The 23,002-nt window shown below is 62.0% G+C and carries 16 protein-coding genes, 1 tRNA gene and 3 rRNA genes; 4 read left to right on the plus strand and 16 right to left on the minus strand.

Annotated elements, in window-relative coordinates; translation table 11 throughout:
• Positions 1-74 precede the first annotated feature (74 nt).
• Positions 75-194 (minus strand) — tRNA-OTHER (locus V5E97_RS26160).
• A 512-nt stretch (positions 195-706) separates the two neighbouring features.
• Here V5E97_RS26160 and V5E97_RS26165 point away from each other — a divergent pair.
• A complete protein-coding gene (locus tag V5E97_RS26165; protein ID WP_406694529.1) occupies positions 707-1,198 on the plus strand; it encodes a DinB family protein in 492 nt (163 codons plus the stop codon).
• 229 nt (positions 1,199-1,427) lie between these two features.
• On the opposite strand, the gene V5E97_RS26170 is transcribed toward V5E97_RS26165, so the two are convergent.
• From V5E97_RS26170 to V5E97_RS26230, 13 genes are all read right to left on the minus strand, one after another.
• Entirely contained in the window at positions 1,428-3,683 is a 2,256-nt protein-coding gene (locus V5E97_RS26170) for a hypothetical protein (protein ID WP_406694530.1), read from the minus strand.
• Between the two features lie 309 nt (positions 3,684-3,992).
• Positions 3,993-4,427, minus strand: a complete 435-nt coding sequence (locus tag V5E97_RS26175) for a hypothetical protein (protein ID WP_406694531.1) — start codon at positions 4,425-4,427, stop codon at positions 3,993-3,995.
• 211 nt (positions 4,428-4,638) lie between these two features.
• Entirely contained in the window at positions 4,639-5,613 is a 975-nt protein-coding gene (gene hemC / locus V5E97_RS26180; RefSeq protein ID WP_406694532.1) for a hydroxymethylbilane synthase, read from the minus strand.
• A complete protein-coding gene (locus tag V5E97_RS26185) occupies positions 5,610-6,365 on the minus strand; it encodes a ComF family protein (RefSeq protein WP_406694533.1) in 756 nt (251 codons plus the stop codon). Before V5E97_RS26185 ends, hemC begins: the two co-directional genes overlap by 4 nt.
• 6 nt (positions 6,366-6,371) lie before the next feature.
• Positions 6,372-7,001 carry an RNA polymerase sigma factor gene (locus tag V5E97_RS26190; RefSeq protein WP_406694534.1) on the minus strand — a complete coding sequence of 210 codons (630 nt, stop codon included), beginning with the start codon at positions 6,999-7,001 and terminating at the stop codon, positions 6,372-6,374.
• A 143-nt stretch (positions 7,002-7,144) separates the two neighbouring features.
• Positions 7,145-8,197: a dual-specificity RNA methyltransferase RlmN gene (rlmN, locus tag V5E97_RS26195; protein ID WP_406694535.1), complete on the minus strand. Its 1,053-nt coding sequence runs from the start codon at positions 8,195-8,197 to the stop codon at positions 7,145-7,147.
• 406 nt (positions 8,198-8,603) lie between these two features.
• A 5S ribosomal RNA gene (gene rrf / locus V5E97_RS26200) occupies positions 8,604-8,712 on the minus strand.
• Between the two features lie 248 nt (positions 8,713-8,960).
• A 23S ribosomal RNA gene (locus V5E97_RS26205) occupies positions 8,961-11,735 on the minus strand.
• A 627-nt stretch (positions 11,736-12,362) separates the two neighbouring features.
• Positions 12,363-13,864, minus strand: a 16S ribosomal RNA gene (locus V5E97_RS26210).
• Together the 16S, 23S and 5S rRNA genes form the textbook arrangement of a ribosomal RNA operon.
• Before the next feature lie 537 nt (positions 13,865-14,401).
• Entirely contained in the window at positions 14,402-15,433 is a 1,032-nt protein-coding gene (locus tag V5E97_RS26215) for a 6-phosphofructokinase (RefSeq protein WP_406694536.1), read from the minus strand.
• A gap of 264 nt (positions 15,434-15,697) precedes the next feature.
• Positions 15,698-17,062 carry an acetyl-CoA carboxylase biotin carboxylase subunit gene (gene accC, locus V5E97_RS26220; RefSeq protein WP_406694537.1) on the minus strand — a complete coding sequence of 455 codons (1,365 nt, stop codon included), beginning with the start codon at positions 17,060-17,062 and terminating at the stop codon, positions 15,698-15,700.
• Between the two features lie 115 nt (positions 17,063-17,177).
• The gene (accB, locus tag V5E97_RS26225; protein ID WP_406694538.1) at positions 17,178-17,669 is read right to left on the minus strand and encodes an acetyl-CoA carboxylase biotin carboxyl carrier protein; all 492 of its coding nucleotides are present in this window, start codon (positions 17,667-17,669) and stop codon (positions 17,178-17,180) included.
• Positions 17,670-17,705: 36 nt separating this feature from the next.
• Complete coding sequence (locus tag V5E97_RS26230; RefSeq protein WP_406694539.1) at positions 17,706-18,803, minus strand: M24 family metallopeptidase; 1,098 nt, start codon at positions 18,801-18,803, stop codon at positions 17,706-17,708.
• Positions 18,804-18,995: 192 nt separating this feature from the next.
• Here V5E97_RS26230 and V5E97_RS26235 point away from each other — a divergent pair, with 192 nt between their 5' ends.
• Positions 18,996-19,649 (plus strand): 3-keto-disaccharide hydrolase, encoded by a 654-nt coding sequence (locus tag V5E97_RS26235; protein ID WP_406694540.1) that lies wholly within the window; start codon positions 18,996-18,998, stop codon positions 19,647-19,649.
• 139 nt (positions 19,650-19,788) lie between these two features.
• Here the strand turns inward: V5E97_RS26235 and V5E97_RS26240 are convergent, their stop codons facing one another.
• Positions 19,789-20,775, minus strand: coding sequence for a TPM domain-containing protein (locus V5E97_RS26240; protein ID WP_406694541.1), 987 nt, complete (start codon positions 20,773-20,775; stop codon positions 19,789-19,791).
• 185 nt (positions 20,776-20,960) lie between these two features.
• The gene (locus V5E97_RS26245) at positions 20,961-21,248 is read right to left on the minus strand and encodes a hypothetical protein (protein ID WP_406694542.1); all 288 of its coding nucleotides are present in this window, start codon (positions 21,246-21,248) and stop codon (positions 20,961-20,963) included.
• Positions 21,249-21,356: 108 nt separating this feature from the next.
• On the opposite strand from V5E97_RS26245, the gene V5E97_RS26250 reads away from it, so the two are divergent.
• Complete coding sequence (locus tag V5E97_RS26250) at positions 21,357-22,280, plus strand: tetratricopeptide repeat protein (protein WP_406694543.1); 924 nt, start codon at positions 21,357-21,359, stop codon at positions 22,278-22,280.
• Complete coding sequence (locus tag V5E97_RS26255; RefSeq protein WP_406694544.1) at positions 22,277-22,867, plus strand: hypothetical protein; 591 nt, start codon at positions 22,277-22,279, stop codon at positions 22,865-22,867. Before V5E97_RS26250 ends, V5E97_RS26255 begins: the two co-directional genes overlap by 4 nt.
• Positions 22,868-23,002 lie beyond the last annotated feature (135 nt).

The following is a 23,002-nucleotide window of genomic DNA, read 5'->3' on the forward strand; positions in this document are numbered from 1 at the left end:
AACCGTGCGGGGAAGACTCGAATAAGCATTCCCTTTCGGGACTTTTGCTCTACCGATTGAGCGAATCGACTTGCGTCGATACAGGATTCGAACCTGTAACACAAAGTAGGCCTACCCTACACCACCGCACGATGATTCAAGCGGAGGGGGAAGAGACGATAAAGGAACATACGTGCTCTACCAACTGAGCTACCGGCAGGTCGATCTGCCGGGCGGGACTCGAACCCGCGACCACGAGGTTAATAGCCTAAGTAACCCTTATCTGCACCACCCTCCACATTCAGAGAGCCGGCAAGTAGGAAGAAGGTTCACTGTCCAGTAAAGATTCCTCGACTCATCACGACACTCTTGTGACATCGCCTGCACAAGGAATTCAGCATAATCATCAAATTCTTACAAGCAAATGCATGCACACAAACTATACAATCAAACAAACAAACCGGACGACCTGGCGACCGCCCCGTTGTCCTAACCGAGTTCCTCTAGCCTGCGCAGTGTCAAATTGCGGAGCCGAATTGGAGCAGCCTCGCAGAGAATTGGTTTAAAAAAAGACTTCGGGGGCAAGAAGATCGGCTGTCTGCTTGGTCAATGCCGTAGCCGATTGTCTGGTGCCCAATGAAGAGGTATGATCCGACCGCGACAGGATGGATTCACCAGATATTGCTGACTCATTGAGATGATTATTCCATCACCGGAAACTAAAGCCATGCCCAACCTTGACCCCGATGGAATTCTCGAAGACATCCGGCGCGGCTATGACGGTGATGCCTGGCACGGTCCGCCTCTGCGCAAGTTGCTTGACGGAGTCACCGCAGAAGTCGCTTGCTCTCACCCCGTCCCTGAGGCACACAGCATCTGGGAGATCGTAGCCCATCTTGCGGCGTGGGATGGAGTGGTGGTCGATCGAATCACCAAGCGTCGGGCGATTGAGACACCGGAGCAGGGCAATTTCCCGCCTGTGACCAAATTCGGACCGGAGGCGTGGGCCGAATCACTACAGGAGATGGATCGTCAGCACGCTCGACTTATCGAGGCTGTTTCCACTTTAGACGAGGCGACTCTCAACGAGACCGTCGCGGGAAAGAATTACTCGACGGCCCACATGATCCGGGGAGTGGCCCAGCATATGAGCTACCATGCCGGCCAGATCGCCCTCCTCAAGAAACTGGCAGAGGCCAAGGACGACACAGCGTCGTAGTGCGAAGGCCTGGCTGACCCCGTGGTGCTTTCGGCTGGAAAACCTGAGCAAGCCAGGTGGCAAAGGGGCAAGCCGGATACCAGCCACTTTAACGAACGCAAGGAAACCGACCGTATCGTCCCAAAACGAGCCTTCGCGGGAGTCAAGCCGCTGGTGGTCGGCACCCCAAACTCAGCTCTTCGAAAACGAAACGGGGCGGGAGTCCGAAGAGCCCGATCGACCCGATGGGTCAATCACTCTCGCGAACGCCGCGCCCCGTCTCGAAGCGAGGAATGGTTCCCCGGGCTGGGGGCGAGCGGGGTGGGAACGTTCGGCAGACCAGGCGATACGACCCGATTCCCCGGCGCGAGCGCCGACGGAAGCCGGGGGAAACCCGAGCGTTGAGGCCGGAACGGACCACGCGCCTTGAAGGTCGCGCACCCGAGGGCCGGCCCACCGCGGGTCCGACACGCGGCCAGACCCCTCTCCAGGAAACAAACGGTGCGTTGTCAGTCGATCGGGGCGGAGCAATAATCGCCCGGAGGGACGGGGATTGAACGCTTCCTGCCGCTTCAAAGGGCGGATCGGCAAGCTCGGTGGTCCAGTCGACGTCGAGAGCATCGAGTGCGATACCCTGATCCCCCGACGGCTCGACTGAGCCGAACTCATGATCCGCCAACTCCGAAGACGCGGGAACGCTCTCTCCCCTGGCCTCCGCGAAATCATCAAAACCTTCCTCAACCTCGGCGACGACCTCCTCATTTTCATGAGAGGCCAGCGCCTCCTGACAGGCACCCTCGTCCACGTAGGTCTCATCTGGTTGCAACTCAAAGTCGGGTGACCGATCGGGTTCCGACAGAACGACTTCCTCCGGCGACCGTTGAGGACAAGCCTCGAGGTCGGGCGAAGAACCGACGACGTCGGCAACCGTGATCGACTCATCCTGGATCGACTCGTCGCGAGCGGCCGGCGCATCGAAGATCGCAGAGCGATCCTCGAGTTCCGGACTGACCTCAGCGGCGAGTTCTCGAGGGACAGGCTCCTCCAAAACATTCTCGGATGAGCCATCGAGTTCCGACAAAACGACTTCCTCCGGCGACGGACGAAGCGAAGCTTCGGCGTCGGACGAAAAAAGGGCGTCGTCGGTGATCAGCTCATCCTGGAAAGACTCGTCGCAAGCAGCCGGCTCATCGAAGTTCGCATCACAATCCTCGGGTTCCGGACTGACCTCGACGGCGAATTCCCGAGAGTACAGCTCCTCCTCCGACAAAACAGGCTCCTCCGGCGACGGACAAAGCAAAGCTTCGGCGTCGGACGAAGAAACGGCGTCGTTGTCGGCGGTGATCGGCTCATCTTCGATGAATTCGTCGTGAGCAGCCGGCGCGTCGAAGACCGCAGAGCGATTCTCGATTTCCGGGCTGAACTCAGCAGCGAGTTCTTGGGGGACAAGCTCCTCTTCCGGCAAAACGACTTCCTCCGGCGACGGACAAAGCAGAGCTTCGGCGTCGGACGAAGAAAAGGCGTCGTCGGTGAGCGGCTCATCCTGGAAAGACTCGTCGCAAGCAACCGGCTCATCGAAGTTCGCGTTACAATCCTCGGGTTCCGGACTGACCTCGACGGCGAATTCACCAGAGTACAGCTCCTCCTCCGACAAAACAGGCTCCTCCGGCGACGGACGAAGCAAAGCTTCGGCGTCGGACAGAGAAACGGCGTCGTTGTCGGTGATCGGCTCATCTTCGATGAATTCGTCGTGAGCAGCCGGCGCGTCGAAGACCGCAGAGCGATTCTCGATTTCCGGACTGACCTCGGCGGCGAGTTCTTGGGAAACAAGCTCCGCCACGTCCTCGGAAGCCGGCTGGAGAGCCGACGCAGGAGGATGGGTGGGTTCGCTTTCAGACAGGGTTGGGACAGGCTCGGTGTGCCCGTCCGTGCTCGGGCCTTCGACCCGGACGAACTTCCCTGGGCCGACCTGAATCCAGGTCGCGGGCGCTGCTGCGGCCGATTCGACAATCGGCCCCCCCTTCGCCTTCCGCCCCCGACCCTTTCCCCGCTTGGTTTTCACCGCGACGGGATTGGGGTCGTTGCCTCCATCCAAATCGGCCGCGATCTCGGAGGGCGAGGAAACCGCCACGACCGGCTCGGGCTGAGATCGGAGACCGATCTCAGACTCGGACGGTTCGAAGAGGCTTTCGTCGTCGGAGACCAGCTGGGAGCCAGGCGCGAGCGGGGCCGGCACGTGATCGCGCGGGCCTTGCGCTGGGGCGAGGATCCAGACCATCAGGATGAAGTAAGGGGGCACCAACCAGACCGAGACCGTGAAGGCCAAGGCCAGACTGGTCAAAACCATCAGGACGATCACCACCACCGGCCAGGCCCACGCGCGAACGCGGGACCCGAGCCGAGGCTCGGTCGTCGAAGACAGGTTTGGGCTCGAAGAGTGATCGTCGTGCCGCACGCGGAGCCGCTCCGGTCGGTCGGGCCACCAGGGAATTGGCGCCACCGCCAACCCGCCCTCCGTGTGTATCGGAAGCTCCGCGCGGGCATCTTGGTGTTTTCCCGACGAACGGCCTAGGACAGAACGTCGGGCCTTCGGGCAAGGAAAGGGAGAGAAACTACCCCGACTTTTCCTACGGAAGCCTTTAACTCGTCACGTGGGTCCCGCTTTATGACCGATCGCCCCCGGCTCCGCTGGGTGACCGAAGGCCCAGGCGAAATTCGACCCGGTGGTCCTCGAGGAAATGAAAACCAGACGATTCCTGCACATTTGACCACGCGAATGTCAAACAGTTACGACTATTGTCATGACAGAAATCGTTTAGAGCGAGGGCGCTGCGTCCGTATTCTCCACCACCGGAGTCGGTTTCGCCTCTTTCGGGGGAGGAGGTATTGGCCCAGTCAGAAACTTCGCCGGGAAGGGGGCGGCGTGACCGGGCGGAGTCACAAGGATTGAAATCGGGTTCCCACTCGGGTCCATCGAGACCTGGGCAATCGGCCCATTGTCTGCCGGCTTACGGAAGTTCACGACCCAATAGTTCTTCCCGGCACCGCCATCCATGAGGCTGCAATCTGTGCGGTAGCTCGTCCAGGAGGCCGCACCTGGAATCTGTTGGAACTGACCGATGGCAATCCGTGTCGCCTCACTCTGGCTGATGGGTCGGAGCCAGTTGAACAGCCCCGCCAGCAGGGCGATCACAACAAGCAGGCCGCCGAGCGTGATCCGCCACCGGGGACGTGAATCAACCTTGCCCATGGGGCCTCCACCGTCAGGACATTCGAGACGAGATGTCGGTGGATTTTATCCGGCCCCCATCACCGAGCCTACTACATTTGTCGCAATTCCCTCGAAATCAGGGATTCCATCGGCGGATGGTCGGGGCAAGATGCGGCGAGCCCCGGCCACCCCAGACTTGCGCTGACTCGCTCCGCAGCTCGGGAGCGAATTGTCTGGCCCTTTTTCTGGATCAGGGACGCTGGACTCGCTGGAGGAGCCGGTCGGCCCCTTGGGCGCGGAGCTCCTCGGCGACCTGACGCCCCAGGCCGTCGGGGTCGTCGCGAGGGCCGGTCGCGGAGACAAAGACACGCTCGAGACCATCGGGGTCGAAGACGGCAACGTCGAGGGCCATTTGACCATCGTCGGTGTCGCGGCCCCAGGCGGCCAGGGGGATCATGCAGCCCCCTTCGAGTTCGGCCAGGGTCCGGCGTTCGGCGATGACGGCGCGGCGGGTGCCAGGGTCATCCAAGGGGGCGAGCAGCGCCCGGGTCGTCGCATCCGAGGCGCGGCATTCGATGCCGAGGGCCCCCTGCCCCACCGCCGGCAGGAACAAAGGGGGGCCGAGGCGTTGCGTGACGTGCCTCTCCAGTCCGAGCCGGCGCAGACCAGCCTCGGCCAGCACCACGCCGTCGAGCGAACCGCTCAAGGCCTGATTCAAGCGGGTCTCGACGTTGCCTCGAATGCCGACGATCTGCAAGCCGGGCCGGGCGTGAAGGAGCTGGGCCCGGCGACGGAGCGAGCCGGTCCCGATCGAGGCCCCGGCCGGCAGCGCCTCCAGGGTCCGATGGACCGGGGCGATCAGAGCATCGGCCGCGTCCTCGCGCACCGGAACAGCCCCCAGCATGAGTGCGTCGGTGCCTTGGGTCGGTAGGTCCTTGAGGCTGTGGACCGCGATCTCGACGGTCGAGTCGAGCAAGGCACGCTGGATTTCCTTGGTGAAGAGGCCGATTCCGCCGATCGCGGCCAGGGGGGAGTTGCGGTCGCGATCGCCTTGCGTCTTGATCTCGACGAGCTCGACGAGCAAGCCGGGATGGAGCTCGCGGAGCCGGGCGGACACCCACTCCGATTGCCAGCGGGCGAGCTGGCTCCCGCGAGTCCCAATTCGGATCGTTCCCGGCCCCGGCCCTGGTCGAGCGTTCACACTCGTATCGTCAATCGACGTCATTTCAAAGGGATCCCTTCCGCTCGACCGATCACCAGGGCCACGACGCGCGCGGCCCCGGCACGCTTCAACGCACGCGCCGCTGCGCCGCAAGTGGCGCCTGTTGTCAGGATATCATCGACCAGGAGCACGGTTCGACCCCCCAGGGCCGCGCGGCGGCGAACCTCGAAGGCGTCCCGCATCACCTTGGCACGCTCGCTCCGGCCGGCGAAGGCCAGATGGGGCGTCGAACGGACCCGGCGCAGAGGGTGGGCCAGGCGAAGGGATAGCCGTTTCGACACCCCGCGCGCCAGCGCATCGGCCTGGTTATACCCTCGCTGCCACTGCCGCTTCCAATGCAACGGGACCGGCACGACCCACGAATCCGCGGGCATTTGCTGGATCTCGGCGTGGGCGTCAACCAGCACGTTGGCCAGCCAGGGAGCGAGCCAGGCGTTCCGGTCCCGTTTCAGCAGGAGACAGAGGTCACGGATCGGCCCCTCGTACGGTCCCAAGGCCATCGCCGCGTCGAACCCGAGGGGACGCCCACGGCACTCGGCGCAGCCTCCCAACCGGTTCGACCAGGGGCCCATCGGCATGGCGCACCGCGTGCAGACCAAGCCCGAAGCGTTCAGCAGATCGTGCCGGCACGACGCGCAAAAGGGGGAGTCCGCCCCTGGCTCTTCGCAGATCGGACAGACCCAGGGAAAGACCAGGGCTTCCATCGCCCGGAAACCTTCAGCCATCCAGCGTTGAAGCTGCCGCGTGGCGAACACGAATCGTCAAGGCCCCCGCTGGCCGGTCCTTAGATAAGGTTCCAACCGCTCCCGCAACTGATTCCGGGCCCGCGCCAGGAGCGACTTGATGGCGGCCTCGGACCGGCCCATCACCTCGGCGATCTCGGCGTAGCTCATCTCCTCGAACTTGTTGAGCAGGACCGCCACCTTCTGGTCCTCTCCCAAACCGTCGAGCGCCTCGCGAACGACCTCCGAGAGCTCGACCTTGCGAAGTTGGGCCGAAGCGGTCCCATCACGCCCTGGAACACGGTCGACAACGGGCCGGTTCTCCTGCGATCCCGGGCCGGAGTTACCGGTCGCCGCCGAAGGGTTGCGCCCTTTTTCGCGAAGGTGGTTCAACGCCAGGTTGTTGGCGATCGTGAACAGCCAGGTCGAAAATTTCGCCCGCGGCTTATACCCTTTGCGAGCGCGATAAACCCGGAGGAAGACTTCCTGAGTCAGGTCCTCCGCCTCCTCGCCGCGGCCGATCACGTGGACCATGACCCCGACCAGTCGGTGCTGATAGCGTTCGACCAGCACCTCGAAGGCCCCTTGAACGTCGTCACGCACCTGCAACATCAGCCGGACGTCGGGATCACGGGCCTCCAACTGCTGCTCGAGGGTGTCAGTGCTCACAACCCCATCCCTCCCTCGGTCGGTCGCCTACGTTCCCGCCGCGTCCCAACTACTGGCCGCCACCCGATCGAACCAGGTTGGTCGCCGAACGGCCCTCGCCGTCGACTCAGCACATCGTACCAGAGCAGAGCGAGCAAACCCGATCAGGAAATTGCCGCCGCCGGACGATCCTCGAACCTTCGCCGGAGTTGGCCACACGCCGCGTCGATCTCGCGTCCCTTGGTCTTCCGAACGCTGACGCTGACCCCGCGTCCCCGGACAATGGACACAAACTTCTGAATAACCGAAGGAAAGGGCCGCTCATATGGCAAAGTTGCCACGGGATTGTAAGGGATCAGGTTGACATGCGCCTTGCGGGCCGCGAGCAGGTCGGCCAGCGCCCGTGCATCTTCAACGCGATCGTTGATCCCACGCAACATGACATACTCAAACGTCACTTGCCGGCCACTATTCCGGAAGTAGGCGTCGGCCGCGTCGATCACGGCCCCCAGCCCGACCTTTTCATTGATCGGCACCAGCTCGTTCCGCAAGGCTTCCGTGGGCGCGTGCAACGAGACGGCCAGGTGATACTGCCGGCCTAGCCCCGCCAGAACCATCATCTTCTCGGGCAAGCCCACCGTCGAAATAGTCACGCGCCGCTGGCCCAGGCCAAGGCCGTCCGGAGAACAGATCCGATCGAGGGCCGCGAGCAGGTTGTCGAGATTCGCCAGGCTTTCGCCCATGCCCATGACCACCAGGTTGGTGATCGATTCCTCGGGCGGCAAGAGGTTCCGGAGCCGAACCACCTGCTCCACCATCTCGCCCCTGGTCAAGTTGCGCTCGACCCCTTTGAGTCCGCTGGCGCAAAAGACGCAACCCATCCCGCAGCCGACCTGCGTACTGATGCAGACCGTCCGACGGTCGCCCTCCGCCATCACGACGCACTCGATCCGTCGGCCGTCCGCGCAGCCCAGCAAGAGCTTATCCGTCCCGTCGGGCGAGACGTGATGATAGGCCACCTCGGTCCCGAAGACCCTCCACTCCGCGTCGAGCTGCTCGCGCAACGCCTTCGGAAGATCCGACATGTATGCAAACTCTTCGACGCGACGCTGAAAGACCCAGCGCAAAACTTGCCGGGCATGGAAGCCGGGAAAGCCCCGATCGACCATCCACTCCGCTAGATCCGGAGCGGAAACTTCCAATAACGCTCGTTTCATCGTCGTCCGCTTGCTTCTGAGAGCGAGAAAAAAAAGGTCCCCTCCGAAAGATCGACGGTCGATCCTTGCGAAGCTCGAGCCACTCGTTCCAGATCCATGATACGCCGAGCATCCGAGACAAGTCTATCAAACTCGAAGATCTTAGAGACGATCTCTGCCCTTTTCCGCGGCGAGCAGAGAGCGTCAGCTCCCTCTGCCTTCTCGCCAACCGGCACACGAAGTCCCCGAAAACAGGGAACCGACACTCACCATTCGCAGGCAAGCAAAGGTTTCCGAGAGGACGCGGGTAACCCCTGAGTCGACCGATTCTTGAAGGGTGGGCAGCGACCTGAAAATTCAGAGGCAACCGCGCAACGAAAAACGCCCCGACCCTTCCGTGAGGAAGAATCGGGGCGTCTTTGAAGGATTCCGGCGATCACCGACTTTCGCGCCAAAGGCACTATCATGGGCCTGACGGGCTTAACGGCCGTGTTCGGAATGGGAACGGGTGGGACCCCGTCAGTATGTTCGCCGGAAAAGCAACCGGCAGGCGATCAAACCCGCCGGTTACGTTGTGCTCAAGCTTCACAGTGGTCGTCACGCAAGATCCTACCGCCACTTCGATGGGCATGACCAACCGACTTCGAGTCTCTTCACGACGCGTGGTCCCCGTTTCGGATGGGAATACGTCGCCGTGTGATCGATCGAATGCGATCGGTGAATGATGCAACCCTGATTCCTGTCCGTATCGAGTCCCCAAAGGGGAGCCGGCGGACGGATCGGGGTGGTCAAGCGATCGGCTGTTAGGACCGGTCGGCTGCGGCGATCACTCGCCGTGCACTCCCGGCCTATCGACCTGGTCGTCTTCCAGGAGCCTTCGCACTTGCGTGCTGGAAACCTCGTCTTGAAGAGGGCTTCGCGCTTAGATGCCTTCAGCGCTTATCCTTTCCCGACCTAGCTACCCGGCGATGCCCTGAGCAGAACAGCCGGTACACCAGAGGTCGGTCCTCCCCAATCCTCTCGTACTAGGGGAGACCCTTCGCAAGTTTCCTACGCCCACGGCAGATAGGGACCGACCTGTCTCACGACGGTCTGAACCCAGCTCGCGTACCGCTTTCATTGGCGAACAGCCAAACCTTGGGACCTTCTCCAGCCCCAGGATGCGATGAGCCGACATCGAGGTGCCAAACCTCCCGCCGCTATGGACGCTCGGGGAGATCAGCCTGTTATCCCCGGAGTACCTTTTATCTGTTGAGCGACGGCCTTCCATCCAGCACCGCCGGATCACTAACGCCGACTTTCGTCCCTGCTCGACTGATGGGTCTCGCAGTCAGGCACCCTTCTACGTTTGCGCTCATGTTGCCAGATTGCCGACCTGGCCGAGGGTACCATTGCACTCCTCCGTTACTCTTTGGGAGGAGACCGCCCCAGTCAAACTGCCCGATGAGCATGGTCCCGGTCCGGGCTACGGACCGGTGAGGATCAGAGTCATTTCAGGGTGGTATTTCACCGATGGCTCCCCGACGGCTGGCGCCGCCGGATCACGGCCTCCCACCTATGCTACACAGAAAGGACGCTGACCCAATGCCAACCTGCAGTAAAGGTTCACGGGTCTTTCCGTCTGACCGCGGGTACGTGGCATCTTCACCACGGCTACAGTTTCACCGGGTCCCTCGTGGAGACAGTGCTCCAGTCGTTACGCCATTCATGCAGGTCGGAACTTACCCGACAAGGAACTTCGCTACCTTAGGACCGTCATAGTTACGGCCGCCGTTTATCGGGGCTTCGGTCGCCAACTTCAGCTTGCGCCTCATCGGCTCCCTTAACCTACCGACACCGAGCAGGCGTCAGACTCTATACGTCCTCTTGCGAGTTGGCAGAGTCCTGTGTTTTTGATAAACAGTCGCTAGAGCCGATTCTCTGCGGCTCTCCTTGCGGAGAGCACCCCTTGTACCGAAGGTACGGGGTCATTTTGCCGAGTTCCTTCACGAGGGTTCTCCCGAACGCCTTCGGATACTCGCCTAGCACACCTGTGTCGGATTGCGGTACGGGCCAGATGGTTCGTCCCCGCGGGGCTTTTCGTGGCCGAGAGTTCATCAGGCTTCCAGATCGAATGCTGTCGGCCTTGCGGCACGGGGTAATCTAACACCCCGACCTGACTCTCCTCGGCGTCCTCCGCGGTTCAACCTTACCATCGGGTGGCGGAATATTAACCGTCTGTCCATCGGCTACGCCCTTGGGCCTCGCCTTAGGTCCCGACTGACCCTGGGCGGATTGACCTTCCCCAGGAAACCTTGTGCTTTCGGCGGACAGGCTTCCCACCTGTCTTGTCGTTACTCGTTCCGGCATTCGCACTCGCCCGCGCCCACTGGTCGTTTCCATCCAGCTTCATTGCGGCGGGCGACGCCTCCTACCATCAGTTTAACCTGATCCGCGACTGCGGCACGACGCTTAGTCCCCGTCATTTTCGGCGGGATGGCTCGACCGGTAAGCTGTTACGCACTTTGAAATGATGGCTGCTTCTAAGCCAACATCCCGGCTGTCACCGCGATCCCACTTCCTTTGCCACTGAGCGTCGATTTGGGGCCTTGGTCGGCGGTCTGGGTTGTTTCCTTTGAACGTGAAGCTTATCCCCACGTTCTGACTCCTGGGGTCCGTCGTGCGGTATTCGGAGTTGGTTTCGGAGGGTAGGCGGAAGCCCCTACCGAATTCCGTCGCTCTACCCCGCACGATATGTCCCGAGGCTGGCCCTAAAGCCATTTCGGAGAGAACGAGCTATCTCCAGGTTTGATAAGACTTTCACTCCTCCCACGGGTCCTCCCCAGTTTTTCAACACTGGTGGGTTCGGTCCTCCACGACCGGTTAGGGTCGCTTCAACCTGCCCATGGGTAGTTCACCTGGTTTCGCGTCTACTGCACCCGACTATGGCGCCTGATGAAGACTCGCTTCGCTACGGCTCCCCTGAAGGGTTAACCTGGGGCCGGATACAGTAACTCGCCGGATCATTATGCAAAGGCACGCGGTCACGCGGCCCGAAGGCATCGCGCTCCCACCGCTTGTAGGCACGGGGTTTCAGGTTCAGTCTCCTCCCTAATCGGGGTTCTTCCCACCGTTCGGTCGCCCTACTGGGTTCGCTATCGGTCGTCATCGAGTGCTTAGCCTTGCGGGATGGTCCCCGCCGATTCAGGCCGGGTTTCACGTGCCCGACCCTACTCGGGTACCGAAGAGGGAGTTTGCATCGTCGCTTACGGGCTATCACCCGCTCTGGCGCTCCGTTCCAGGAGGCTTCAGCTGACGCTTACTCATCCCATGTTATCGGCTCCACGACCCCGAGTGGTGTCCCACTCGGTTTAGGCTGATCCCCGTTCGCTCGCCGCTACTGAGGAGTCTCGGTTGATTTCCTTTCCTCCGGGTACTGAGATGTTTCAGTTCCCCGGGTCTCTAGAGGCATTCCAGGATCGACGTTCGTTGGGCAACTCCCCTGGACTTATCGCAGCCTTCCACGCCTGTCTCTCTGATGACGCCTAGGCATCCCCCCCGTGCCCTTAGGAGCTTGACCACGCCGATCCGGACGCCGCGGTTCCTCGAAAGAAACTCGACAGCCAGAAAGACGAGGGGTCAGTCCCCGATCTATCTCTTCGATCGAGTGCCCAGTGTCTCGCGACACAGGACCACTCTCACTTGGGTAACGATCCCAATGTGAGGCCGGTTGCTTCACAGCAAGCGACTCTCACGCATCCGTAAGGGTTCCACTGTATTGTGGAGAGATTCTTCTACTTGGTCTGCCACGACCATTTGTTTGCGGTTCTCACTTGCGTGACCTAACCACCGGATTGTGAAAGAGCAACCGAACCCCAACGACAGACCCTCCGGCCGAAACCGGAGAGCATCCATCTTCGAGATCCGCACTGGCCGCTGGCCAGGGGGCAACGCCGCGAACGGCCCTGCCCCGCACCCAGCAGTGCAAGCAAACGAATAGCGTGGGGAGGGGATGAGCCCACCCCACGCATTCAGGAATCTAACAATGGTCGATCGTGTTCGTGGTCAGAGAACCTTCGTGGGAAGCCGGCGTAAATACCATCTGATCAAGGAGACGGTGCCGATGCGGCCCTTCTTGAATCGAGTTGATGACCGAAGCCATGTCCCACGATCCTCAGAGCCGAGATTTTCTAAGAAAAATCCTTAGAAAGGAGGTGATCCAACCGCAGGTTCCCCTACGGTTACCTTGTTACGACTTAGTCCCCATCACGGGTTTCATCTTCGGCGCCTGCCTTGCGGCTCCGGCGACTTCGGATGCCCCCGCTTTGGTGGCTTGACGGGCGGTGTACAAGGCTCAGGAACACATTCACCGCGGCATGCTGATCCGCGATTACTAGCGATTCCAGCTTCATGCGGGCGGGTTGCAGCCCGCAATCCGAACTGAGGAACGGTTTTGCGATTAGCGTGACTTTGCAGCCTAGCAACGCTCTGTCCGCCCCATTGTAGTACGTGTGCAGCCCCAAGCATAAGGGCCATGAGGACTTGACGTCATCCCGCCTTCCTCCGGCTTAACGCCGGCGGTCTGTCTAGAGTTCCCACCATTACGTGCTGGCAACTAGACACAGGGTTTCGCTCGTTAGGGACTTAACCCAACACCTCACGGCACGAGCTGACGACAGCCATGCAGCACCTGTGCACGTTGTACCTTGCGGCCTCACCGACGTTTCCGCCGGCTAATCCGTGCATGTCAAGCCTGGGATAAGGTTTTGCGCGTAGCCTCGAATTAAGCCACATACTCCACCGCTTGTGTGAGCCCCCGTCAATTCCTTTGAGTTTCAGCCTTGCGACCATACTCCCCAGGCGGGGTACTTCACGGTTTCCCTACGACAGGGAGCCCATCGGCGAGCCCCCTATCCAGTACCCATCGTTTACGGCCAGGACTACCGGGGTATCTAATCCCGTTCGCTCCCCTGGCTTTCGCGTCTCAGCGTCAGTAGGCATCCAGGACCTCGCTTTCGCCACGGGCGTTCCTTCCGATCTCAACGCATTTCACCGCTCCACCGGAAGTTCCAGGTCCCCCTATGCCCCTCCAGACTCGTCGTATCCGCGCCACTTCCCCGGTTGAGCCGGGGGATTTCAACGACAGACGCACGAATCCGCCTACACGCGCTTTAAGCCCAATGATTCCGAATAACGTTCGCACGGTTCGTCTTACCGCGGCTGCTGGCACGAACTTAGCCCGTGCTTCCTCCAGGGATCAATCAAGGTCTTACGACCCTTTTCCCCTCGACAGGAGTTTACAACCCGAAGGCCTTCATCCTCCACGCGGCGTCGCTCGGTCAGGCTGCGCCCATTGCCGAAGATTCTCGACTGCAGCCTCCCGTAGGAGTCTGGGCAGTGTCTCAGTCCCAGTGTGCCGGGCCACGCTCGCACGCCCGGTAGGCATCGAAGCCTTGGTGGGCCATTACCCGCCAACAAGCTAATACCACGACAGCCCGTCCCAAGACGCCGAAGCTTTGGCAAAACACCGATGCCGGTGTCGTTGCGTCGTTAGGGATTACCCGCGGTTTCCGCGGCTATACCCAATCTTGGGGTTGGTTACCGTCGCCTTACTCACCCTTGCGCCACTGGCCTTGCGGCCCGTTCGACTTGCATGCCTAATCCACGCCGCCAACGTTCATTCTGAGCCAGGATCAAACCCTTCGAGATTGGTCGTCTCCCCTGCTCCGAGGAGCAAGAGATCCGGTCCTCACCTTCAAAAGGGTTGAGGAATTTGCTAACTGGTCGCAGCTCGAGTTCGCCGGGGCAAGCCCCTGCTGGCTCGTGCTGTTGGCTGTTGGATCCGTCTCCGTCGCGATTCGACCTCCAACCAAACGGGGTCGAGACGACTCAAACGGCTCCACGCCGGCTTCCCTCAAAGGTTCTCTTCAACCACAAGAACCACGATCGACCGGATTGTCAAAGAACGAACGTGCTGCCGATGCAATTGGCCGGAGTGACTTGCCCTTTGAAGGCGTGTCACGCCGGCCCACCTACCGACAACATCGCGGCCCGCTGTCATGGTGAGCGGTTTCCCGTTCCCAGGTCAGCCGGCCGTTTCGTTGTCACCCGTGGTGACACAGGCGACAAGGGAGATAATACCCGAATCCGATCCGAAGTCAACAACTTCCCGAAGATTTCGCAGCGACTGCATGGGAACTTCGCAGTGCGCTGCGTCGGGAGAGCGGTAAAAGGGCTACGGTCGGCTCATCGGAAGAAGGCGGCCGCTTCGTTGTAGTACGAGAGGTCGAGGGTCTTGGTGGCGGCGACGCCGTCGGCCAGGGTGGTCTCGACGATCTTGGTGCCCGAGAGGGCGACCATGGTGCCGAACCGCTTCTGGAGGACGAGGTTGCCGGCAGCCAGACCGAACCGGGTCGCGAGGACGCGGTCGTTGGCGCTCGGAGGACCACCTCGCTGGATGTGACCGAGGACGACGCAGCGGGTCTCGAACCCGGTCTGCTTCTCGATCTGGTCGGCCACCACGTTGCCGACGCCGCCGAGGCGGGCGTGGCCGAAGGCATCACTCTCGGCTTCGAGGGTGACGATCCCCTTGTCAGGGAATTTGGCCCCTTCGGAAACGACGACGATGCCGTAGTGCTTGCCGCCGGCCCGACGCCGCTTGAGCACGTCGATGACGTGCGGCATGTCGATCGGCACTTCGGGAACGAGGATGTAGTCAGCCGCGACGGCGATTCCCGAGAAGCAGGCGATCCAGCCGGCGTGGCGACCCATCGTCTCGACGACCTGGATCCGGCGATGGCTCTCGGTGGTGGTCCGGAGCCGGTCGACGCATTCGGTCACAATGTTGATGGCCGTGTCGAAGCCGAAGGTGAAGTCCGTGACCATCAGGTCATTGTCGATGGTCTTCGGCACGCCGACGGTCGGCAGGTTGAATTCTTTGTGGAGCCGATGGGCGACCCCCAAGGTGTCGTCGCCGCCGATCGCGACCAGGGCGTCGAGGCCGAGTTCCTTGAAGTTCGCGCGGAGCGCGGGGAGGTCGCTCTCGGGGTTCTTGAAGGGATTGGTCCGCGACGAGCCGAGGATCGTGCCCCCCTTGGCGATGATCCCGTCGGTCAGGTTGATATCGAGGTCGAGGGTCAACTTCTGGACGAGTCCGCGCCATCCCTCGAGGAGGCCGATGCAGGTACCCCCTTCGTTCGTGACGCGTTGGACGACGGCGCGGATAACGGCGTTAAGACCTGGGCAGTCTCCGCCGCCCGTCAGTAAACCGACTTTCATGAATCGTTCCTAGCTCGTTCTTGGAGCCGGCCACGATTGGGCGTTGGAAACGCGTTGATCCCTGATTTGCTGAGCCATCCTGCGCGTTTTCAGACGCCCGCATGGAACCGGCACGTACGTAACACGTGTCGCAAATTTTGCAGCGGGCCACTCTGCGTGGGGTCTCGGGGGCTTCCCATGCGCGAGAATGACCCCCGAAATTACCACAGGATCGGCAGGATGTTCTAGTCGATTTCGCCGCCGACCGGTTCCGGTGGGGGTGAATCAGCTCGTGCTCGGCCGCGCTTTCTCGGGCATCAGGACTCGTTCGACCCAGGTGGTATCGACCCGGCCCTCGATAAAGTCGCGATTCCGGAAGATCCGACGATGCAGCGGGATCGTGGTCTGGATCCCCTCGATCACCAGTTCGTCCAGCGCTCGGCGCATGGTGGCGATGGCCTCGAGCCGAGTCGGGGCATGCACGATGAGCTTGCCCACCAGCGAGTCATAGTTGGGCGGGACCGAGTAGCCCACTTCCACGTGTGAATCCCAGCGCACGCCGGGTCCACCCGGGACGTTCAGCATGGTGATCTTACCGGGCGACGGGCGGAAGTCGTGGTCGGGATCTTCGGAGTTGATCCGGACTTCCATCGAATGGCCGCGGGTGACGATCTGATCCTGCGTGAACGGAAGCGGCTCGCCCGAGGCGATCAGAATCTGTTGCTTGACCAGGTCGATACCGGTGACCATCTCGGTGACCGGGTGCTCGACCTGAATCCGCGCGTTGACTTCGATGAAGTAGAAATTATTGTCGGCGTCGACGAGGAACTCGCAGGTGCCGGCGTTGACGTACCCCGCGGCCTTGGCGAGCCGAACGGCGGCTTCTCCCAACTTGACGCGCACTTCGAGGGGGAGCGACGCCGGCGCTTCTTCGACGAGCTTCTGATGGCGGCGCTGAAGCGAGCAATCGCGATCCCAGCAGTGGACGATATTGCCGTGGGAGTCGGCCAGGATCTGGACCTCGACGTGGCGGGGCCGATCGATGAATTTCTCGAGGTAGACACTCGAGTTCTTGAAGGCGGCCTCGGCCTCGTTGCGGGCCCCTTGGAGGGCGGGGATCAGACCCTCCTCGTCGCGGCAGACCCGCATCCCCTTACCGCCTCCCCCCGCCGCGGCCTTGATCAGCACAGGGTAGCCGATCGAACGGGCCAGGGTGAGCGCTTCCGCATTGCTTGAGATCGGGCCGTCGGAGCCGGGAACGCAGGCGACCTGCGCGGCGGCGGCGACGGTCTTGGCTTCGGTTTTCAGGCCCATCCTGCGGATCGACTCGTGAGGCGGTCCGATGAACTCGAAGTTGCAGCTCCGGCAGATCTCGGCGAAGTGCGGATTTTCGCTCAGAAAGCCGTAGCCAGGATGGATCGCCTGGACGTCGGCCACCTCGGCGGCGGCGATCAGTCGGGGAATATTCAGGTAGCTGTCGGCGCTGGGAGCTTTACCGATGCAAATCGCGCGGTCGGCGAGCTTCAGGTAGGGGGCGTTGCGGTCCGCCTCCGAGTAGACGGCAACGACCTGGACCCCCAGTTCCTTGCAGGCGCGAATGATCCGCAGCGCGATCTCGCCGCGGTTGGCCACCAGGATTCGCTGAAACATTCGGAAGTGCGTCCCGTATTCGAAGGGCGTCTCACCATAGGTCCAGGAAGCTCGCCCTCGCCCCCAACGGGAGAGTGACGAGGCTTCCGGCCGTAAACCAAAAGGAGAGACGCGCTTAGGCTGGTTGGACTCGGAACATGGGCTGGCCGAACTCGACGGACTGGCCATTCTTGACCAGCACTTCGGTAATCTTGCCGCTGAGGCCCGCCGGGATGTCGGTGAAGACCTTCATGGCCTCGATGACACAGACGGTGCTATCGGGACGAATGGTCGCCCCAACCGTGACGAACGGCGGCGCATCGGGGGAACTGGAAGCGTAATAGGTGCCCACCATGGGGCTCTTGATGACGGCATCGTCCGAAACCGGGGGAGCGGCCGGAGTGGATTCGATCCGGGCCGGAGGGGGCGCGGTGGGCGGCGGTGCCGCATACTGACCGGGCACGGCGAGAGCCGGGGCCGGCATTTCGTTCCGCCTCCGTAGGCGAATCTTCGTGGGACCTTCTACCAGGTCAATGGCCATCAGATCGTACCGCTTCATCAGTCGGACGAGCTGGTGGATGACATGGACGTCGAAGGGGGGAGTCGGTTCCGTCGGCTTCTCCGGCATTCTGACACTCCGCAAGCGGCACTCTTCGGGCTGGGCTCACGAGACACGGACCGTGTCGAGCGACTTAGGTACGTGGGTCAAGACCTCGCAGCCGTCGGGAGTCACCAGCACGTCGTCTTCGATCCGGATGCCGCCCCAGCCGGGCAAATAAATGCCAGGCTCAACGGTGATCACCATGCCGGGTTGGAGTGTGACGCCGGATTCCTTGCGGAGCGCAGGGGCCTCGTGAATGTCCATGCCCAGGCCATGCCCCAGGCCATGGGTAAAAAAACGGCCGAAACCGGCGTCCTCGATGACGGAGCGGGCTTCGGCGTCGACATCTCGGGCCTTGACCCCCGGGCGAATCGCGGCGATCCCGCGCTCTTGCGCCGCCAGGACGGTCCGATAGACTTTCTCAAACTTGGAGGTGACCTTACCTGTGACCAGCACCCTCGTCAAGTCACTTTTGTAGGGCGAGGCCGTCGCGCCCCAGTCGACAAGCACGAAATCGGCCTGATCAATCCGCTTCGCGGCGGTCGGTCGAGCGTGCGGAAGGGCCGAGCGTTCGCCGACCGCGACAATCGGCGGAAAGCTCGCCGACGAGGCGCCACAGCGTCTCAGGTAGCTTTCCAAGGCGTCGGCCGTGTCCTTCTCGCTGTCCTGGCCGCGAAGGCCCGCTCGAAGCATCGCGAAGGCACGTTCGGCCATGCCGACGGCCTCGCGAATCTCGGCCACCTCCTCTTTGTCCTTGATCACCCGGAGTTCCTCGACCCGATTTTTGACCGGGGCGAACTCCAAAGAGGGCGGGGCCTGCTGCTTCAGGCTCTCGAACTCGGCGACGGAGAGCGCCGAGGGCTCGAAGCCGAGCCGCTGAACCTCGTATTTGCCAACTACCTCGGCGATCGCGCGGGGCATCATTTGGCCGACCGGCCGGATGAAGAGTTCCAGGCTGGGACACTCCTGCTTGAGCTGGGTCGTGTAGCGGCCGTCGGAGATGACGATCGCACGATCGCGGGTCAACAGGAGGGTCGAGTCGTCGCCGGTAAACCCGGTGAGGTAGCGGACGTTGGTTGGCGAGCTAATGAGCAAGGCGTCGATTTGCTCGGCCTTGAAGGTCTTGAGCAACTTTTCACGACGATGAGGCGTTCGATCCATATCCCGGACTGACCTTCAACGAGAGGAGCGTGCGATGATTGATCCTTTGCTACCAGAGTCGGCCTGCGCAAACAAGGGCGTGAACTGGTGAAACGGCGAGCGGAGAGTGGTAATGTGGGCGCGTGCTCGTGCCCAAACGGCCGAGGAACTTGAGATTTCGAATCGTCTCGTCTTTGTTGAGAGGGTGGATCGATGCGCAGCAAAACAATGGCGGGCCTGCTTGGACTCGCCCTGGCAGCCGGGGCTCTCGGAGCCGCCGACGGGTTCAAGACGATCTTCGATGGGACCAGCGGCGACGGCTGGATCACCAACAAGGACAAGAAGCCGCTGGCCAAGGCCAACATCCAGGCCGATGGGCTCAACCCGCACGGCTCGGGCGGCTACATCGTCGTCCACGACCAGCCGCATGGCGACTTCATTCTCGAGTTCGACTACAAACTCGCCGAAGGGTGCAACTCGGGAGTCTTCGTCCGGGTCGGTGACCTCAAGAATCCGGTCTACACCGGCCTTGAAATCGCGATCGACGACACCAAGGGAACCGGCGTCCATGACACCGGAGCGGTCTACGATCTGGTCGCGCCTCGGGTCAACGCCCAGAAGCCGCTCGGCGAATGGAACCACATGACCATCACCGCCAAGGGGCCGATCATCGAGGTCGCCGTGAATGGCCAGCCGGTCTCGAAGATCGACGTGAATCAGTTTGCCGAGCCTGGCAAGCGTCCCGACGGATCGGAGCACAAGTTCAAGGTGGCGATCAAGGATCTCCCCCGTTCAGGCTATTTCGGCTTCCAGGACCATGGCAAGGACTGCTGGTACAAGAACATCAAAATCAAGGACTTGAATTGAGCAAGTTTCGATGGTGGGCCTACCCGTCAAGATCACGGCCCCAGCCCTACTGACAAAAAAAGAACGACCAGGGCGGCTTGCAGGCCGCCCTGGTCGTTTTCGATTCTGTTTCGGGTCGGTAAACGATCAGGTTGGTCACTTACCAGTCACCACCGCCATCGCCACCACCACCGCCCCAGTCACCACCGCCGCCGCCCCAGTCGGCACCGCCACCACCGTAATCATCACTGCCGCCGACGATTTCATCCCCACCCGGATCGTAGCCGGTCGCTCCACCAGCGCCGTAGGACGAACTATCGGTGGTGTGTTGGCCGTGGTGGCGACCCGAGAATTGGTCGTACAGCCAGTTGCCGGCCATCGCCCCTCCAATTCCACCAAACAGGCTCGACATAAAGCCGCCGCCTCGCTGGGGGCCGTAACCCTGGCCTCCCCAACCCGGTCCGCCCATCTGGCCAGGTCCACCCATCTGACCCTGTCCGCCCATCTGGCCGTAGCCTTGCTGCTGGCCGCCTCCAAACATGCCGCCCAGACGACGAAGCACGAACATGACCGCGACGATCCCGAGGCCGATCATGAGCAAGGTTCCGACCCCTGTTGTCCCCCCTCGCGGTCGACCAGCCATGCCGCCGGGACCCGGAACCGCTCCGGCCACGGGGCCGCCGGCGAGTGCGCGTCCGAGGGCATCGACGCCTTGATTCAGGCCGGCGTCGAAATCTCCTCCTTGGAATTCGGAAGCGATCGACTTGTGGATGCTCTGTCGCACGTTAAACGGAAGCCGGTTCGCAAGTTGCTTGCGGGTCACGACGTTGGAAATCAAGTGATCATTTTTCGAGATCAGGAGATAGACCCCTTGGCCGTTCTCGCGGGCGCGGCGAGTCGCCACGTCGTTGATCAGGCCGCGCTTTTCCGGGGGCTTCATGTTTGCGGCTTCGGGCAGGGATTCGACGGTCTCGATCAGGATCGGGACTTTGGATTCCCGTTCGATCCGATCCAGCTTGGCTTGAGCCTGGCGGACGGCTTCGGGCGAGAACATCCCCGCGCTGTCGCGGACCGACGCGGCCTGGACCGAGGCGATCGACGTGGCCAGCAATAGCGGCAGGGCTAGTAACCCACGTGTTTTCAGCATAGCTTTCATCACCTCGGACAAAAAAAAACGAGTCTCGGCGAATCTCAAGCCGCGGCCGCCCATTTTGTAGCTGGAACTAAGCCGAGCAGAGGCCGATCCTCCAAGTCCCCACAATCGATTCGCCCCGCACGTTCAATTATAACGAAAATCTGCACGTGGCATGCCGACAAGGCAAAATCACGGCTTCACGATTCCAGGATGTCGTCGAACCGCGTGACGGCAACGACATCCGCGAGGCGAAGGAGGACTCGGGAGCGATTGCGACGGATGCCGAGTCGAACGGAGTCGTAGACATAGACCTCGCGTGTGGCGGGGCTGTCGCGAAAGTCATGCAGGTCGGCGTCGACGAGTTCCAGGAACTCGCGATCGAAGCCGATGAAGCGGCCGAGGCAGACGTAAGTCGATCTCAGGTCAATGATAATGACCTGGCCAACCAGTTCGGTGAGTCGTTCCGATCCGTCGAGACCTTGCATCGCGATCGAGTTCTCCGCGGCGCTCGAGATTCCACTTCAAAATACGTCGGAGCGGGAGGGTTGGTTCACCTTGACGAATTCTAGGGCCAGGGCTATCGTCCCGCCACCATGTCACCTAAAAACTCCCTTCTCACTGCCGGCCTGACCGTGCTCGGCCTGTTCGGGTTCGCGCCTCCGGGCGTCGCTGACCCGGCCCCCCCTGCTCCGTCGGGTCCTCAAGCGTCCGTGGCACCGACCCCGTCTCACGCGGTGCTCCTATTAAAAAATGGCCGACTCTGTCAGGGAAATCTCTCCGAGGGCGGCACGCAGTATTTCATCCATACGAAGTCCGGCACGCAGCCGATCCCCAAGCGGGATGTGGAGAAGCGGGGCAACTCGGTCGAGGAAATCTACCAGTATTTGCTCGAACGGCTGCCCGCACGTGACCCGGACGAGCACATGAAGCTGGCGCTTTGGTGCTTGACCCAGGGAATGACGCCCGAGGCCACGGCCCAACTCAGGGAGGTTGTGACCCTGAGCCCGAATCATTCGCGGGCCCTGAGCATGCTCGACAAGATCGGTGGCGCCAAGGAACGCGCAACGCATCGCGACCCGGACGTGACCCAGGCCAAGGCCGAGATGGTCAACGACCGGCCCGAGAGTCTCGATTCGGCCATGCTGGGCCGTGCCCAACGCGAACTCGGGATCTCGGCATTTCCCCAGATACCCGGTCTACCCAAGGCATTGGCGGTCAGGCGCGCCAACGAGTTCTCCCGGTTTGTCGACCCTGTCCTTCAGCTTCGCTGCGCCAAGTGCCACAACGAGCAGTTCGACGGCTCGTTCCAGTTGATCCGGTACAAGGTCAAGGCCGACCGCACAACGGAGGCCCAGCGGGCCAATCTGGATGCGGTTCTTGGTCTCATCGACATGGAGAACCCGGCCAAAGCGAACTCCTCTCGTCCACGCTCCGGATTCACGGCAACGGGACCAATGCGCGGCCGATCTTCCGAGGGTCGAACGACCAGGAGTACCGGATCCTCTCGACCTGGGTGAACAGCCTTCGTTCCACCCCGGTCCCTGTCTCCGCTCCCCCCTCCACGTACCTGACCGGTCAGCCTTCGCGGTTTGGTGCGCCGGCCGCCCCCACGGGTGGGGAAGCATTCGCGGCCGCCCGGAGCGGTCAGATGCCGTTGCCGCCGCTGACTCCGACCCCGGCCCCGGCCTCTCCGACGGCTGGCGGGTTCGACCCGACCGTCTCGAGTGGAATGGCCCCCCCTTCGTTCACTGCTGAGCAACTCCAGGCCATCGAGTACCAGAAAGCCCATCCGGGAGTGGCTCCCGGCAGCGAGTTCCCGAGTCCGTTTGCCGTCAGTGGTGCCAGGCCCAAACCCGAGTCCGCCCAAGGGGCGGGGGTCGTTCCACCGGACATGCCGAAGTTCGATCCCGAAACGGGCGCTCCCCTGGGACCAGGATTGCCCCCCGCTACCGGTGCCTCCGCTCCAGGGGTTGTTCCCCCGGCGGTTCCGCCTGCCGCGGCGGGCGCCCCAGCCACCACCCCGGCGGCTCCCAAAAAGCCAATCAAGCTTGACCCGGCCCTCCTCGAGAAGGCCTTGATGAATCGTTACGCCCCGCAACGGTAACGCGCGACGTCATTGGTCCTTTGCAGGCTCATGCCCTTGCCGGACGGCCCCCGATTTTCGCGGGCCGTTCGGCTTTTTTTTCGAGGCGGTGAGGAGGCGGTCTGCGCATGGCGAGGGGCAACGAGCCCGGTCGAT

Origin of the sequence: Singulisphaera photorubra (assembly GCF_045290345.1) — a bacterium.
In the GTDB taxonomy this organism is placed as follows: Bacteria; Planctomycetota; Planctomycetia; order Isosphaerales; family Isosphaeraceae; genus Singulisphaera.

Bases quoted from the DNA above. Each gene is read 5' to 3' on its own strand.
- V5E97_RS26165 (WP_406694529.1), top strand. From the start codon at position 707: ATGCCCAACCTTGACCCCGATGGAATTCTCGAAGACATCCGGCGCGGC.
- V5E97_RS26175 (WP_406694531.1), bottom strand. From the start codon at position 4,427: ATGGGCAAGGTTGATTCACGTCCCCGGTGGCGGATCACGCTCGGCGGC.
- hemC (WP_406694532.1), bottom strand. From the start codon at position 5,613: ATGACGTCGATTGACGATACGAGTGTGAACGCTCGACCAGGGCCGGGG.
- rlmN (WP_406694535.1), bottom strand. From the start codon at position 8,197: ATGAAACGAGCGTTATTGGAAGTTTCCGCTCCGGATCTAGCGGAGTGG.
- V5E97_RS26215 (WP_406694536.1), bottom strand. From the start codon at position 15,433: ATGAAAGTCGGTTTACTGACGGGCGGCGGAGACTGCCCAGGTCTTAAC.
- accC (WP_406694537.1), bottom strand. From the start codon at position 17,062: ATGTTTCAGCGAATCCTGGTGGCCAACCGCGGCGAGATCGCGCTGCGG.
- accB (WP_406694538.1), bottom strand. From the start codon at position 17,669: ATGCCGGAGAAGCCGACGGAACCGACTCCCCCCTTCGACGTCCATGTC.
- V5E97_RS26230 (WP_406694539.1), bottom strand. From the start codon at position 18,803: ATGGATCGAACGCCTCATCGTCGTGAAAAGTTGCTCAAGACCTTCAAG.
- V5E97_RS26235 (WP_406694540.1), top strand. From the start codon at position 18,996: ATGCGCAGCAAAACAATGGCGGGCCTGCTTGGACTCGCCCTGGCAGCC.
- V5E97_RS26240 (WP_406694541.1), bottom strand. From the start codon at position 20,775: ATGCTGAAAACACGTGGGTTACTAGCCCTGCCGCTATTGCTGGCCACG.
- V5E97_RS26245 (WP_406694542.1), bottom strand. From the start codon at position 21,248: ATGCAAGGTCTCGACGGATCGGAACGACTCACCGAACTGGTTGGCCAG.
- V5E97_RS26250 (WP_406694543.1), top strand. From the start codon at position 21,357: ATGTCACCTAAAAACTCCCTTCTCACTGCCGGCCTGACCGTGCTCGGC.